Source organism: Agrobacterium salinitolerans (assembly GCF_027498475.1).
Classification (GTDB): Bacteria; Pseudomonadota; Alphaproteobacteria; order Rhizobiales; family Rhizobiaceae; genus Agrobacterium; species Agrobacterium salinitolerans.
Genome location: NZ_JAPZLN010000004.1, coordinates 137,134 through 153,288, shown reverse-complemented (window position 1 = coordinate 153,288; position 16,155 = coordinate 137,134). Strand labels below are relative to the sequence as shown.

The 16,155-nt window shown below is 60.5% G+C and carries 10 protein-coding genes; 7 read left to right on the top strand and 3 right to left on the bottom strand.

The window, feature by feature from the left end; translation table 11 throughout:
• The first annotated feature begins 35 nt into the window (after window positions 1–35).
• The 4 genes from kdpB to O9X91_RS15895 are packed head-to-tail and all read left to right on the top strand — an operon-like array spanning window position 36 to window position 6,195.
• Window positions 36–2,120: a potassium-transporting ATPase subunit KdpB gene (kdpB, locus tag O9X91_RS15910; protein WP_077983518.1), complete on the top strand. Its 2,085-nt coding sequence runs from the start codon at window positions 36–38 to the stop codon at window positions 2,118–2,120.
• A 12-nt stretch (window positions 2,121–2,132) separates the two neighbouring features.
• Window positions 2,133–2,699, top strand: coding sequence for a potassium-transporting ATPase subunit KdpC (kdpC, locus tag O9X91_RS15905; RefSeq protein WP_269833604.1), 567 nt, complete (start codon window positions 2,133–2,135; stop codon window positions 2,697–2,699).
• A 55-nt stretch (window positions 2,700–2,754) separates the two neighbouring features.
• On the top strand, window positions 2,755–5,457 hold the full coding sequence (locus O9X91_RS15900) for a sensor histidine kinase (RefSeq protein WP_142913485.1): 2,703 nt from the start codon (window positions 2,755–2,757) through the stop codon (window positions 5,455–5,457).
• Between the two features lie 48 nt (window positions 5,458–5,505).
• On the top strand, window positions 5,506–6,195 hold the full coding sequence (locus O9X91_RS15895; RefSeq protein ID WP_077983515.1) for a response regulator transcription factor: 690 nt from the start codon (window positions 5,506–5,508) through the stop codon (window positions 6,193–6,195).
• Between the two features lie 30 nt (window positions 6,196–6,225).
• Here O9X91_RS15895 and O9X91_RS15890 read toward each other — a convergent pair whose 3' ends face one another.
• Window positions 6,226–7,278 carry a threonine aldolase family protein gene (locus tag O9X91_RS15890; RefSeq protein ID WP_077983514.1) on the bottom strand — a complete coding sequence of 351 codons (1,053 nt, stop codon included), beginning with the start codon at window positions 7,276–7,278 and terminating at the stop codon, window positions 6,226–6,228.
• Window positions 7,279–7,648: 370 nt separating this feature from the next.
• On the opposite strand from O9X91_RS15890, the gene gltB reads away from it, so the two are divergent.
• The 3 genes from gltB to O9X91_RS15875 are packed head-to-tail and all read left to right on the top strand — an operon-like array spanning window position 7,649 to window position 14,031.
• Entirely contained in the window at window positions 7,649–12,394 is a 4,746-nt protein-coding gene (gene gltB, locus O9X91_RS15885; protein ID WP_142913484.1) for a glutamate synthase large subunit, read from the top strand.
• Between the two features lie 8 nt (window positions 12,395–12,402).
• Window positions 12,403–12,561, top strand: coding sequence for a hypothetical protein (locus O9X91_RS15880; protein WP_161596371.1), 159 nt, complete (start codon window positions 12,403–12,405; stop codon window positions 12,559–12,561).
• 15 nt (window positions 12,562–12,576) lie between these two features.
• On the top strand, window positions 12,577–14,031 hold the full coding sequence (locus O9X91_RS15875) for a glutamate synthase subunit beta (RefSeq protein WP_142913483.1): 1,455 nt from the start codon (window positions 12,577–12,579) through the stop codon (window positions 14,029–14,031).
• Window positions 14,032–14,114: 83 nt separating this feature from the next.
• On the opposite strand, the gene O9X91_RS15870 is transcribed toward O9X91_RS15875, so the two are convergent.
• Together O9X91_RS15870 and O9X91_RS15865 are read right to left on the bottom strand one after the other, a co-directional pair.
• On the bottom strand, window positions 14,115–15,470 hold the full coding sequence (locus O9X91_RS15870; protein WP_142913482.1) for a sensor histidine kinase: 1,356 nt from the start codon (window positions 15,468–15,470) through the stop codon (window positions 14,115–14,117).
• Entirely contained in the window at window positions 15,467–16,141 is a 675-nt protein-coding gene (locus tag O9X91_RS15865) for a response regulator transcription factor (protein WP_077983614.1), read from the bottom strand. Before O9X91_RS15865 ends, O9X91_RS15870 begins: the two co-directional genes overlap by 4 nt.
• Window positions 16,142–16,155 lie beyond the last annotated feature (14 nt).

The window sequence follows — 16,155 nt, the reverse complement described above, 5'->3', positions numbered from 1 at the left end:
ATCGGTCGCCCCGTTTCAAACGCTGGAGCCTCTTCATGAGCCAGTCCAAACAAGCGAGCATCCTTGATTCTCGCATTCTCGTTCCGGCCATCGCCGCCGCATTCAAAAAACTCAATCCGCGCACATTGGCCCGCAACCCGGTCATGTTCGTGGTCGCGACGGTGTCGGTGCTGACAACAGTGCTGTTCATCCGCGATTTCATCATGGGTGGCGACAATCTCGGGTTTTCCTTCCAGATCAATCTCTGGCTCTGGTTCACCGTATTGTTCGCCAATTTCGCGGAAGCCGTCGCCGAAGGGCGCGGCAAGGCGCAGGCGGATTCACTGCGCCGGACCCGCACCGAAACCCAGGCGAAACTGCTCACCGGCGATGACCGCAGCCAGTATAAGATGGTGGCGGGCGCCGGCCTGAAGGTGAACGATGTCGTTCTCGTCGAGGCCGGCGATATCATTCCCTCCGACGGAGAGGTCATCGAAGGTGTCGCCTCCGTCAACGAGGCGGCAATCACCGGCGAATCCGCTCCCGTCATCCGTGAATCCGGCGGTGATCGCTCTGCCGTCACCGGCGGTACGCAGGTGCTGTCGGACTGGATCAGGGTTCGCATCACGGCCGCCGCGGGCTCCACCTTCCTTGACCGGATGATTTCGCTGGTTGAGGGTGCTGAACGCCAGAAGACGCCGAACGAGATCGCGCTCAACATTCTGCTCGCCGGCATGACGCTGATTTTCGTGCTGGCCACCGCGACCATTCCGAGCTTTGCATCCTATGCCGGCGGTTCCATCCCCATCATCGTGCTGGTGGCGCTGTTCGTGACGCTTATCCCCACCACTATCGGTGCTCTTCTCTCCGCCATCGGCATTGCCGGTATGGACAGGCTGGTGCGTTTCAACGTGCTCGCCATGTCCGGCCGCGCCGTCGAGGCGGCCGGCGATGTGGATACGTTGTTGCTGGACAAGACCGGCACCATCACGCTTGGTAACCGGCAGGCAACCGAATTCCGCCCCGTTGCCGGCGTTTCCGAGCAGGAACTGGCCGATGCAGCGCAGCTTGCCTCCCTTGCCGACGAAACGCCGGAAGGCCGTTCCATCGTGGTTCTCGCCAAGGAAAAATACGGCATCCGCGCCCGTGACATGCAGAAACTGCATGCGAATTTCGTACCCTTCACCGCCCAGACCCGCATGAGCGGTGTCGATTTTGAGGGCTCCTCCATCCGCAAGGGCGCAGTCGACGCCGTTCTCGCCTACGTCAACGGCGGCGCTTCGCAACAGGGCAATGCGGCGGTTGCCGTCAAAACCGAAACGGACGCCGCACGCGGCATCCGGACAATTGCGGAAGAGATCGCCAAGACAGGCGGCACGCCGCTCGCCGTCGTGCGGGATGGAAAGCTGCTCGGCGTCGTGCAGCTGAAGGATATCGTCAAGGGTGGCATTCGCGAGCGTTTCGCGGAGCTTCGGCGCATGGGCATCCGCACCGTGATGATCACCGGGGACAATCCGATGACGGCCGCCGCCATCGCAGCGGAAGCCGGCGTCGATGATTTCCTCGCCCAGGCGACACCGGAAAACAAGCTGGAGCTTATCCGCGAGGAACAGGCCAAGGGCAAGCTTGTCGCCATGTGCGGCGATGGCACCAACGACGCGCCGGCGCTGGCGCAGGCCGATGTCGGCGTTGCCATGAATACCGGCACGGTGGCGGCACGTGAGGCGGGCAATATGGTCGATCTCGACAGCGACCCCACCAAGCTCATCGAGATCGTCGAAATCGGCAAGCAATTGCTGATGACGCGCGGTGCGCTGACGACGTTCTCCATCGCAAACGATATCGCAAAATATTTTGCCATCATCCCGGCAATGTTCCTGGCGCTCTATCCGCAGCTTGGCGTCCTGAACGTCATGGGGCTCTCGACACCGCAGAGCGCCATCCTCTCTGCCATCATCTTCAACGCGCTCATCATTATCGCGTTGATCCCGCTGTCGCTGAAAGGCGTCAAATATCGGCCGATCGGCGCGGGGGCGCTGCTGTCGCGCAATCTGGTCATCTATGGCTTCGGCGGCATCATCGTTCCCTTCATCGGCATCAAGGCCATCGACCTCACTATTACGGCGCTCGGTCTTGCTTGAGGAGTAAAGACAATGTTTAGACAGTTTCGTCCCGCACTGGTGCTGATCCTTGCCACCACGGCCATCACCGGCCTCGCCTATCCGCTGGGCATGACGGGCCTCGCACAGGCGATCTTTCCCGTTCAGGCGAATGGCAGCCTGATCGAGAAGAATGGCACTGTCGTCGGATCGCAATTGATCGGGCAGGCTTTCACCGGCGAGAAATATTTCCATGGCAGGCCGTCGGCCGCCGGCGACGGCTACAATGCTGCTTCGTCTTCCGGCTCCAACCTCGGTCCGACGAGCGCAAAGCTCATTGACCGGGTGAAGCAGGATTACGAGGCGGCGAAAACCGAAAATCCGACAGCTGAGGTGCCGGCCGATCTGGTGACGGCCTCGGGCAGCGGCCTTGATCCGCATGTTTCGCCAGAGGCCGCCTATTTCCAGGTTCCGCGTGTCGCCAGGGCAAGGGGCATGGATGAGGCCGCACTTCGCGCTATCGTAGAACGCCATGTGGAAGGACCGGAACTCGGATTTATGGGAGAGCCGGTCGTGAATGTGCTGGCGCTCAACATGGCTCTTGACGAAGCCGGCTCATGAACTGAAATGGCTATGGCTTGTTCGCAAGCCATAGCCTCGACCACTGGTGGGTTCAATGCCTGACGATATCAGCAATATGCCAAGCCGACCATCGCCCGATGCGCTGCTGGAACACGCCCGGCGCGAGGCGCGGGGCCGGCTGAAGATTTTTTTAGGGGCGGCGCCCGGCGTCGGCAAGACCTATGAAATGCTGATGTCCGGCCGTGCGAAGCTAGCGGATGGTGTCGACACCGTCATCGGCGTTGTGGAAACGCACGGCCGCAAGGAAACCGAAACGCTGGTGCAGGGCTTCGAGATCGTTGCGCGGAAGCGCATCGATTATCGCGGCCAGACGCTGGAGGAGATGGATCTCGACGCCATTCTCGCCCGTCGTCCCGCCTTGGTTCTGGTCGATGAACTTGCCCACACCAATGCCGCCGGCAGCCGCCACCCCAAGCGCTACATGGACGTTCAGGAAATTCTGGCGCAGGGAATCGACGTCTATACGACGCTGAACATCCAGCATGTCGAAAGCCTGAACGATGTCGTTGCGCAGATCACCCGCATCCGTGTTCGTGAAACGGTGCCCGATAGCATCATCGACCGGGCCGACGATGTCGAAATAATCGATATTACGCCAGACGATCTGATCAAACGGCTGCAGGATGGCAAGGTTTACCTGCCCCGCACCGCCCGGCGTGCCATCGAGAATTATTTCTCGCGCGGCAATCTGACGGCGCTGCGGGAGCTTGCGCTCCGGCGCACCGCGCAACGGGTGGATGAGCAATTGCTCAACCACATGCAGTCCCACGCCATTTCCGGCCCTTGGGCGGCAGGAGACAGGGTTCTGGTCTGCCTTGACCATGGCAGCAACGGCCCGGGGCTGGTGCGTTATGCCCGCCGGCAGGCGGATCGCCTACGCGCACCCTGGACGGCACTGCATCTCGATACGCCGCGTTCGCAACAATTGTCAGAGTTGGAGAAGGACCGGCTGGCCGGCGCGATGCGGCTTGCCCAGCAGCTCGGCGGCGAGACGGTGACCCTGCCGGCGCTTGATCTCACACGGGAAATCGTCTCCTACGCCAACGCCAATAATTTCACCCACATCATCATCGGCCGCCCGCGAAAATCCTGGTGGCAGCGGATTTTTCAGCGTTCGCTGACGCATGATCTGATCGACCATGCGGGCGATATCAGCGTTCATGTCATTTCCGGCGATAAAAAAGAAGAGAAACTGGGCCAGGCCGCAAAGCCGGCCTCGGCGCAATCTCATCCTTCTATACGACCCTATCTTAACAGCACCCTGTTCGTCGGTTTGGCGATCGTGGCCGGCATCGTGCTGGACCAGACACTCGATGTCAGAAATCTGGCGCTGGTGTTCCTGATGGCGGTTCTGGCCGCCGCCGTACGCGGCGGGCTGGGGCCAGCGCTTTATGCTTCCCTGCTCGGCGCTTTTGCATTCAATTTTTTCTTCCTCGAGCCGCGTTACACCCTGACTGTTCGCGATCCGGAAAGTGTCGTGGCGCTGCTGTTTTATCTCGGCGTGGCGCTTGTCGCCTCCAATCTCACGGCGGCCGTGCAAAGACAGGCCGCCGCCGCGCGGGCAAGAGCGCGAACGACGGAAGATTTATATCTGTTCTCCAAGAAGCTTTCGGTGACGGGAACGCTGGACGACGTGCTGTGGGCGGCTGCTTTTCAGATGGCCTCGATGCTGAAGGTTCGGATCGTTCTGCTTTTACCGGAAAACAATACGATCATGGTCAAGGCGGGATATCCGCCGGACGACACGCTGGGGGATGCCGATATTGCCGCCGCGCAATGGGCCTGGGAACATAACAAGGCCGCTGGCAGGGGCGCGGATACGCTTCCTGGCGCCAAACGTCTTTACCTGCCCCTACGCACCGGCAGCGGCGCCGTCGGCGTGGTGGGACTGGACGATGACCGGCTCGGTCCGCTTCTGACGCCGGAACAGCAGCGGCTGTTCGATGCCCTGGCCGATCAGGCGGCGCTCGCTATCGAGCGAATCCAGCTTGTCTCGGATGTCGACCGGGCAAGGCTTGCGGCGGAAACCGACCGGCTGCGCACCGCGCTCCTGACGTCCATTTCCCACGACCTTAAAACACCGCTTGCGGCCATTCTGGGTTCGGCCGGAACGTTGAAGGATTTCGCCGAGGACATCCCGCCGGATGCGCGCGCCGAACTGCTTTCGACGATCATTGAGGAATCCGAGCGGCTGAACCGGTTCATCTCCAATCTTCTTGATATGACGCGGATCGGCTCGGGCGCGATGGAGCCGAATTACGGTCTGCATTTCTTGGGCGATATGGTTGGAACCGCACTGTCGCGCGCCGCCAAAATCGTCGCCAGGCATGAGATCGTTCTGGATATTCCCTCCGACCTGCCGATGCTGAAGGTCGATCCCGTGCTTTTCGAACAGGTCCTGTTCAATCTCATCGACAATGCCGCCAAATACGCTCCCGAACATACCGCCATCGAGATTCGCGGCTGGCGGCAGGGCAAGAATATCTTCCTCTCCGTGGCCGATGCGGGACCGGGTATTCCACCTGACGATACGGAGCGGGTGTTTGACAGCTTCTACCGCGTGCGCAAGGCGGATCATGTGCAGGCCGGAACCGGCCTGGGACTATCCATCTGCAAGGGGTTTATCGAGGCCATGGGCGGTTCGATCCACGCGGAAAACAGGTCAGGCCGTACCGGTGCGCAATTTACCGTCAGTCTGCCGATTTCCTCCGGAGCTCCGGTGATCGATCATGATTAAGGCGCGATTGCCGACGACAAGCGATCATGCCGCTGAAGGAGATCGGGAATGACCAATTCCGCCGTTCGTATTCTGATCGTCGACGACGAACCGCCGATCCGCAAGCTTTTGCGCGTAGGGCTGTCGACCCAAGAATATGCGGTGAGCGAGGCGATGAACGCCAAGGTCGCCATGGAGTTGGTCAGCGAGGACAAGCCCGATCTCGTCGTTCTCGATCTCGGCCTGCCGGATATGTCGGGGCATGATCTTCTGGCGAAATGGCGCGGCGAAGGGCTGGCGCTGCCGGTCATCATCCTCTCCAGCCGCACGGATGAGGCGGGTATCGTCAAGGCGCTGGAGCTGGGGGCCGATGACTACATCACCAAGCCTTTCGGCATGAACGAACTCGTCGCCCGCATCCGTGTCGCCCTGCGCCATCGTCTGCAAAGCCAGGGGGAGAGGCCGGTGTTTCAGACCGGTGATCTTTCCGTCGATCTGGTCAGGCGTATCGTCAAGGTGGAGGACCGGGAGGTGAAGCTCTCACCCAAGGAGTATGACATCCTGCGGGTTCTGGTGCAGCATGCCGGGAAGGTTTTGACCCACCGTTTCCTGCTTGAACATGTGTGGGACGAATTGACCGACGTGCAATATTTGCGCGTCTATGTGCGCCAGCTTCGGCAGAAGATCGAAAAAACCCCGGATCAGCCGCGCTATATCCTGACGGAAACCGGTGTCGGTTACCGGCTGCAGGAGGTGTGAGGGCGCCGCAAGGCGACGCCCTGCGATAGTTTAAACGGCGGCGCAGATCGACAGGAATTCGTCCACATCGGCTTCTGTCGTGGCAAAGCTCGTGACCATGCGGATCAGCACTTCGTCCTTGCCGACATTTTCCGGCATATCGCGCGGCTCCAGCCAGTCATAGAACTTTGCACCCTTTGCCGTGGCGGCTTCTGCGGCGGCCTTTGGAAGAATAGCGAAAACTTCATTGGCCTGAGTCGGCCATGCAAGGCGGGCGCTGTTCAGCGAAGCGAAACCGGCACGCAGACGATTGGCCATGGCGTTGGCGTGGCTGGCGAGACCGAGCCAGAGGTCGTCCTGCAGATAGGCCTCGAATTGCGCGGCGATGAAACGCGATTTCGAGAAAAGCTGGGCGGTGCGCTTGCGCAGGAAGGAGAAATCCCTGGCGAGCGAGGGATCGAAGAAGACGATCGCTTCCGCACACCAGCAGCCATTTTTCGTGCCGCCGAAAGACAGGACGTCGACGCCGCGTTTCCAGGTCATTTCGGCGGGTGTGGTGCCGAGTGCGGCCAGCGCATTGGCGAAACGCGCGCCATCCATATGCAGCGGCAGGCCATTGTCTTTTGCGATTTTGGCGATGGCATCGATTTCATCGAGTGTGTAGACCGTGCCGGCCTCGGTCGCCTGCGTCATGGTGATGGCTGCGGCGCGGCCGTGATGCACGGCATCCTGCGGATAACGCGCAATACGCTCAATGAGGTTCTCCGGCAGCATCTTGCCGTTCGGCCCCTCGACGGCGACCATGCGCATGCCGGAAAAGAAATCCGGCGCGCCGCACTCGTCCTCGATCACATGCGCTTCGGAGTGACAGAAGGTCAGGCCGCCGGCGCGGGCGATGCTGGCCAGCGAGAGCGAATTGGCCGCCGTGCCGGTCGCGACGAAAAACACCGCGACTTCGCGTTCGAAAATCTCGTTGAAGCGCTTTTCGATGGAAAGATCGAGTTCGCTGGTGCCATAAGCCGCGGCAAAGCGTGTGGATTCCCGCGAAAGCCGTTCGTTGACGGCCGGATGGGCGCCAGCCCAATTGTCTGAAGCAAAAAACATCTCTGAAGGCTTTCCGATAGCTGAGGTTCTGGTCGGGCTGTTCGAAGCGATAACGGGGAAAGTTCTAGGTCGGAACATTGAGATTGGCAAATCCGGTAATGAAAGCAACGGGTCGACCTGCTTTGCGACAAGAAAGTTTCGCGCAATAGGTCAGTATCGAAACTTCGCTGCGAAATGCGGCTTTCACTAATTGGATTCGCACCCTTGCTAAATCCGCCCGTTTCTGCCAAAATCCTACTGAATTGAGACAGCTTTGCTGTCCTAAATTGACCAAAGCCGGGTTGAATGCGAGTTTTGCGGGAAGCGAAAATTCGTGTCGAGCCGGATCTTCGCATGAAACCATGCAAGTAATTTTGCAGGAGGGACACAAATGACGAACAAGCCGCAGGCGAACACCGCTGCCGCCACCCTGACAACAGACTGTCCCACCGCGGCTGCGGCTGCGCCCGTTTCTGCGAAAGCGCGTTTCGCGGGCGGTTTGCCGGAAAGGCAGGGTCTTTACGATCCGGCTAATGAACATGATGCCTGCGGCGTCGGCTTCGTTGCCCATATGAAGGGCCAAAAGTCGCACCAGATCGTCAAGGACGGCCTGTTCATCCTGGAAAACCTCACGCATCGTGGCGCTGTCGGCGCTGATCCGCTTATGGGTGATGGTGCGGGCATTCTGGTGCAGATTCCTGATCGTTTCTTCCGTGAGGAGATGGCGACGCAGGGCGTGACGTTGCCGAAGGCGGGTGAATACGCCGTCGGCCATATCTTCATGCCGCGCGATCCTTCCCGCATCGAGCACTACAAGAAGGTCATCGTCGACGTTATCGGCGAAGAGGGGCAGCAGTTCCTCGGCTTCCGCGATGTGCCGGTCGATAATTCCTCGCTTTCCAAGGCGCCGGATATCGCCGCGACCGAACCGCACCACGTGCAGGTCTTCATCGGCGCCGGCCGCGACGCCGCGAGCAATGCCGATTTCGAGCGCAAGCTGTTCCTGATCCGCAAGGTTCTCTCCAACCGCATCTATGACGAGGGCGGCGGCAAGGAAACGCAGGATTTCTATCCCGTTTCTCTCTCCTCCTCGACCATCGTCTACAAGGGCATGTTCCTCGCCTATCAGGTGGGCGCCTATTACAAGGATCTCGCCGATCCGCGCTTCGAATCCGCTGTCGCCCTCGTGCACCAGCGTTTTTCGACCAACACCTTCCCGTCCTGGAAACTGGCGCACCCTTACCGAATGGTCGCCCATAACGGCGAAATCAACACGCTGCGCGGCAACGTCAACTGGATGGCGGCGCGTCAGGCGTCGGTTTCCTCCGCGCTGTTCGGCGATGACATCTCCAAGCTCTGGCCGATTTCCTACGAGGGTCAGTCGGATACGGCCTGCTTCGACAACGCGCTCGAGTTCCTCGTGCGCGGCGGTTATTCCATGGCCCATGCCGTGATGATGCTGATCCCGGAAGCCTGGGCCGGCAACCAGTCCATGTCCGCCGAACGCAAGGCGTTCTACGAATATCATGCAGCGCTGATGGAACCGTGGGACGGTCCGGCTGCCGTCGCCTTCACCGACGGCAAGCAGATCGGCGCGACTCTCGACCGCAACGGTCTGCGCCCGGCGCGTTACCTCGTCACCGATGACGACCGCATCATCATGGCGTCTGAGGCAGGCACGCTGCCCGTGCCGGAAGAGCGCATCGTCAAGAAGTGGCGTCTGCAACCCGGAAAGATGCTGCTGATCGATATGGAAAAGGGCTCCATCGTTTCCGACGAGGAAGTGAAGCACGAGCTTGCCGCCAAGCATCCGTATCGTAGCTGGCTCGACCGCACCCAGCTCATCCTTGAGGATCTGAAGCCGGTGGAGCCGCGCGCGCTGCGCCGCGACGTGTCGCTGCTCGACCGTCAGCAGGCCTTCGGTTACACTAGCGAAGACACCAAGCTCCTGATGTCGCCGATGGCGACGACCGGCCAGGAAGCCATCGGTTCGATGGGTACCGATACGCCGATTTCGGCCATGTCGGACAAGTCGAAGCTGCTTTACACCTATTTCAAGCAGAACTTCGCGCAGGTCACCAACCCGCCGATCGATCCGATTCGCGAAGAGCTCGTCATGAGCCTCGTCTCGTTCATCGGTCCACGCCCGAACCTGCTCGATCACGAAGGGGCAGCCCGCGCCAAGCGTCTGGAAGTGCGCCAGCCGATCCTGACCAATGGCGATCTGGAAAAGATCCGTTCCATCGGCCACACGGAAGACCGCTTCGATACCAAGACGCTCGACTTCACCTATGATGTGGAGCGCGGTGCGGAAGGTATGCCCGAAATGCTCGACCGCCTCTGCGAGCGGGCGGAATCGGCCGTTCGTGGCGGTTACAACATCATCGTACTTTCCGACCGCCAGCTTGGCCCTGATCGCATCGCGATCCCGGCACTTCTGGCGACGGCCGCCGTGCACCATCACCTGATCCGCAAGGGTCTGCGCACCTCGGTTGGCCTCGTCGTGGAAACCGGTGAGCCACGCGAAGTCCACCATTTCTGCCTGCTCGCCGGTTATGGCGCGGAGGCGATCAACCCCTATCTCGCCTTCGATACACTTCTCGACATGCACAAGCACGGCGCCTTCCCGAAGGAAGTGTCCGACGACGAAGTCGTTTATCGTTACATCAAGGCTGTCGGTAAGGGCATCCTGAAGGTCATGTCCAAGATGGGCATTTCCACCTACCAGTCCTATTGTGGCGCTCAGATTTTCGATGCCGTCGGTCTGTCGTCGCAATTCGTCGAGAAATATTTCTTCGGCACCGCTACCTCCATCGAAGGTGTGGGCCTGACGGAAATCGCCGAAGAAACCGTGGCGCGCCACACGGCGGCTTTCGGCAAGGATCCGATCCTTGCCAATACGCTCGATATCGGCGGTGAATATGCCTATCGCATGCGCGGCGAAAGCCACGCCTGGACGCCGGATGCGGTTGCCTCGCTGCAACATGCGGTGCGCGGCAACAGCCAGGACCGCTACCGCGAATTTGCCGGCATGGTGAATGAGACGGCGTTGCGCATGAACACCATTCGCGGCCTGTTCAACATCAAGTCTGCGGAAGCGCTCGGTCGCAAGCCTGTTTCCATCGATGAGGTCGAACCCGCGGCAGACATCGTCAAGCGGTTCTCGACGGGCGCCATGTCCTTCGGCTCCATCAGCCGCGAGGCGCATACGACGCTCGCCATCGCCATGAACCGCATTGGTGGCAAGTCCAACACGGGTGAGGGCGGCGAAGAATCCGACCGTTATCTGCCGTTGCTCAATGGCAAGCCGAACCCGGAACGCTCTGCCATCAAGCAGATCGCGTCTGGTCGTTTCGGTGTGACGACGGAATATCTGGTCAATGCCGATATGCTTCAGATCAAGGTCGCGCAGGGTGCCAAGCCCGGCGAAGGCGGCCAGCTGCCCGGCCACAAGGTGGATGCGACGGTTGCCAAGACCCGCCACTCCACACCGGGCGTCGGTCTCATCTCGCCGCCGCCGCATCACGATATCTATTCCATCGAAGATCTGGCGCAGCTGATCTACGACCTGAAGAACGTCAACCCGGAAGCCGATGTTTCGGTAAAGCTGGTGTCGGAAGTCGGTGTCGGGACGGTTGCGGCCGGTGTCGCCAAGGCGCGCGCCGACCATATCACCGTTTCCGGTTTCGATGGCGGCACGGGTGCTTCGCCGCTGACGTCGCTGAAGCACGCGGGTTCACCATGGGAAATCGGCCTTGCCGAAACCCAGCAGACGCTGGTGCTGAACGGTCTTCGCTCGCGCGTCGCGCTGCAGGTGGATGGTGGTCTGAAAACGGGCCGCGACGTCATCATCGGCGCGCTTCTGGGTGCTGATGAATTCGGCTTTGCAACCGCGCCGCTGATTGCGGCCGGCTGCATCATGATGCGCAAGTGCCACCTGAACACTTGCCCCGTGGGCGTCGCGACGCAGGACCCGGTTCTGCGCAAGCGCTTCAAGGGCACGCCGGAACACGTCATCAACTACTTCTTCTTCGTTGCCGAAGAAGTGCGCGAAATCCTCGCCTCCCTGGGCGTGACCAAGCTGGACGAGATCATCGGCGCTTCGGAACTGCTCGAAAAGGATGAGATGCTGGCGCACTGGAAGGCAAAGGGGCTGGATTTCAGCCGCATCTTCCACAAGGTCGAGGCTCCCAAGGAAGCGACCTTCTGGACCGAACGCCAGAAGCATCCGATCGACGACATTCTCGACCGCAAGCTGATCGAGAAGTCTCTGCCGTCGCTGGAAAACCGCGAGCCCGTGGTCTTCGAAGTACCGATCAAGAACGTCGATCGTTCCGCCGGTGCCATGCTTTCGGGCGCGTTGGCGAAGCGCTGGGGCCATAAGGGTCTCAAGGACGATACGATCCATGTGACGCTGCGCGGTACGGCGGGCCAGTCCTTCGGTGCGTTTCTCGCTCGCGGCATCACCTTCGATCTGGTGGGTGACGGCAACGACTATGTCGGCAAGGGTCTTTCGGGTGGCCGCATCATCGTGCGTCCGCCGGAAAACACCCGTATCGTCGCGGAAAACTCGATCATTGTCGGCAACACCGTTCTTTACGGCGCCATCACCGGCGAGTGCTATTTCCGCGGTGTTGCGGGTGAGCGCTTTGCAGTGCGCAACTCCGGCGCGGTCGCGGTTGTCGAAGGTGTCGGCGACCACGGTTGCGAATATATGACGGGCGGTATTGTCGTGGTGCTCGGCGAGACGGGCCGTAACTTCGCGGCCGGCATGTCCGGCGGCGTGGCTTATGTTCTCGACGAGAAGGGCGACTTTGCCACCCGCTGCAACATGGCCATGGTCGAGCTGGAGCCGGTTCCGGAAGAAGACGACATGCTGGAAAAGCTGCACCATCACGGCGGCGACCTCATGCACAAGGGACGTGTGGACGTTTCCGAGGACATGACGCGTCACGACGAGGAGCGGCTCTACCAGCTGATTTCCAATCACTTCCACTACACCAACTCTGCACGCGCCAAGGATATACTCGACCGCTGGAGCGAGTTCCGTCCGAAATTCCGCAAGGTCATGCCGGTCGAATACCGTCGTGCGCTTGAGGAAATGGAGCGCATGCGCATGGGCGTGGCGGCGGAGTAATCCGCCGCGTGAGGATACTACACCAACTGGTCTCGCTGATGATCGCGGTCGCCGTTCCCACGGCAATCTACTGGACGAGCGGCGAGACCGGATTTGAATTCATCGTATTGGGGGCGGCTATGGGTTTCGCTTACTGGTACTGGGGCCCGACAGGCGCTCCGCTTTGATGTGAGGATTTAAACGTGGGCAAGGTTACAGGTTTTCTGGAGATCGACCGTCAGGTGGGCAAGTATCAGCCCGCATCGGATCGTATCCGCCATTTCCGCGAATTCACCATTCCGATGTCGGATGCCGAAGTGCAGAAGCAGGCGGCGCGCTGCATGGACTGCGGCATTCCCTACTGTCACGGCCCGACGGGCTGTCCCGTGCATAACCAGATCCCGGACTGGAACGATCTGGTCTATAACAACAATTGGGAAGAGGCGATCCGCAACCTCCATTCCACCAACAACTTCCCGGAGTTCACCGGCCGCGTCTGTCCGGCACCCTGCGAGGAGGCTTGCACGCTGAACCTCGAGGATGCGCCGGTCGCCATCAAGACCGTCGAGCAGGCGATTGCCGACAAGGCCTATGAGCTGGGTTTCATCGTGCCGAAGCCCGCGACGATCCACACCGGCAAGAGGGTCGCCATCATCGGTTCCGGTCCTTCGGGCATGGCGGCTGCGCAGCAGCTGGGCCGCGCCGGCCACGAGGTTCATGTCTATGAGCGCGAATCTAAGCCCGGCGGCCTGCTGCGTTACGGTATTCCGGACTTCAAGATGGAGAAGAACTTCATCGACCGCCGTGTCGAGCAGATCAAGGGCGAAGGCGTCACCTTCCATTGCGGCGTCAATGTCGGCGTCGATGTAACGGTCGAAGCGCTTCTGGCCGACCACGATGCCGTGCTTTATTGCGGCGGTTCGGAAACCCCGCGCCCGGCCGGTATCGGCGGCGCCGATCTGCATGGCGTCTACGATGCCATGCCCTATCTCGTGCAGCAAAACCGCCGCGTCGGTCGCGAAAATATCGACAGCATTGGCTGGCCGGCCGATCCTATTCTTGCCGGCGGCAAGCATGTCGTCGTTGTCGGTGGCGGCGATACCGCATCCGACTGCGTCGGTACGGCTTTCCGTCAGGGTGCCGTGAAGGTCACCCAGCTCGACATCCGCCCGATGCCGCCGGAAAAGGAAGACAAGTTGGCGGTCTGGCCCTTCTGGGCGACGAAAATGCGTACCTCGTCCTCGCAGGCCGAAGGCGCCATCCGCGAGTTCCAGGTGGCGACGCTCGAATTCGTCGGCGAAGACGGCGTGCTGACAGGAGTGAAGTGCTGCCAGGTGGATGACCGCCGCAAGCCGATTGCTGGCACGGAATTCATCATCAAGGCCGATCTTGCGTTCATCGCGATCGGCTTTTCAGGTCCCTTCACGGACAGCGTGCTGAAGGAAATGGACGGCAAGCTGAAGCTCAACACTGACCGTCGCGGTTCCACCAATGTGATCGCCAATGAAACCGACTACAAGACTTCGGTCGACAAGCTTTGGGCGGCGGGCGACGTGCGCCGTGGCCAGTCGCTGGTGGTCTGGGCGATCCGGGAAGGCCGCCAGGCGGCGCGTGCAATCGATGAAGCGCTGATGGGTGCGACCGTCCTTCCGCGCTAAGCACTGACGGTAATACGAGCCGAAAAGGCCTGTTGCAGATGCAACAGGCCTTTTCTTTTGGTTGCGAAAATGAGGACTTTTCTTCAGCAATAGGGAAGGGTGATACGGAAGCAGGCGCCACCGGTGGAAGCATCGCTGATGGTAATTTCCCCACCGTGATAGCGGACGATTTCCTGCACGAGGTTGAGCCCAAGCCCGGTGCCGCGATCTTTCGGTCGCACGCGGTGGAAGGCATCGAAAACCAGTTCCCGGTCCTCTTCGGGAATGCCATTGCCTTCGTCGGCTATCTCGATCACCCGGTTTGCTGCCACCCTTATCGTGATCGTGCCGCGATTGCCGCCATGTTCGATGGCGTTTTGCACGATGTTCATCAGGGCGCGCTGCAACGAAGCGTGGTCTGCAAGGGCGAGGATCGGCTCTTCCTCCGGTTCGAAGGACAGCGCATATCCCTGTGATATGGCGAGCGGGGCCATGTCAGCGACGACCGATCTGCACAGGTTGACAAGATCAAGCGGGACCAGAGGGGCCTTCTGCCCGCCAAGGCGCTGCAAATCGAGCAATTGTTCGGCCAGCACGGCGATACGGCTGGCATCCGCCAATATTCTGCTGCGGGCCGGGCCGTCCAGTAGCGTTTCAACGCGGGTTTGGAGAATGGCGACGGGGGTTCGCAATTCATGGGCGGCATCGAGAATGAAGCGCTTGTGTCGTTCGTAGCCGTCGTCCAGTCGCTTCAACGCGCCGTTGACGGCGTGAACGAGAGGCTGCACTTCCTTCGGAATATCGCCATCCGGCAATCGGTATCCGCGCCTGTCGATATCGATGGTTTCCGCTGTGCGAGCAATGGTGGAAAGGGCGCGAAATTCCCTGCGGATGATCCAGGGGATGGTCACGACCGTCACGATGGACATGAGAATGAGGACAGGCATGATCAAGATGTTCGAAAACAACAAAACCGGTAACGTCATGCTGAACGGCCCGCCTTTGCCGATCATGACGAATTCTCCCGCCGGCCCCGAAGCGCGGCGAACGACGGCGATTCGCACCACGGCGAGGTAGGAATAGGACAGCGCCGCGTCGCGCACGTCTGAGACCCTGATGTCGCTCAATTGCTGATCCATATTGCTGAATGCCTCGGGCACCTGCCCGCCCTGCACGATCTCACCGTTTTCGCTGACCGCGACGAACCAGAAATCGGAGGTATTGCTGCGCAGCTTGACGAATTCGGGCGTTTCTTTGAGAACCAGCCGATTATCTTCATTCCGTATGATCGCGTTGGCGGTTGTCTGGGCCGCCTCCGGGCTGAGCAGCGCGCTGCCTGCGCCGCCGCTCGACATATAGGTGACCATGGCGGCGGTGACGAAGAACAGGCTGCCGATCTGGAACAACAGCAGTTGAAGGGTCAGCCGGCGCTTGAGCGATTTTCTTCTGGCCAGCTTCACGAGGTCGCCCTCAGCAGGTAACCCACGCCGCGAATGCCATGGACCTCAAGGCCCGCATCCGCGGCCGCCAATTTGCGGCGCAAGCGGGAAATATGGGAATCGAGTGCATTGGACTGGATCTCATCGTCGAAATTATAAACGGCTTCCTCGAGCAATGAGCGAAGCACCGTCCTGCCCTGTCGCCGCAACAGGGCTTCGAGGATCAGCAGTTCGCGTCTGGTCAGCGGAAGGAATTCACCCTTGATGCGCACTTCGCGGGTTTCGAAGCAGAATTCCAGCCTGCCCAGTTTTGCCGTCATCGTCACGGCGCCGGCCGGCCGGCGCATCAGGGCGCGGATGCGCGCAAGCAGTTCCTCGACCGCGAATGGTTTGGCCAGATAGTCGTCCGCGCCGAGGTTCAGACCGTTCACCCGATCCACAAGCGCTCCCTGCGCCGTCAGCACGATGACGGGCGGGGTGAGGGGCAGGAGCCGCAAATCTTCGATAAGCTGGATGCCGTCACCATCGGGCAATTGCCGGTCAAGCACGACAAGGTCATGGACGCCGTCCATGATGGCGTGACGGGCAAGATCGAGCGTGCCGACCGTATCCACGATAATATCGAACCGGTGGAGCGCGGCGGACAGGGCTGCTGCCATTTCGCGTTCGTCTTCAACAAGCAGCAGGCGCATGAATTCCATCTCGG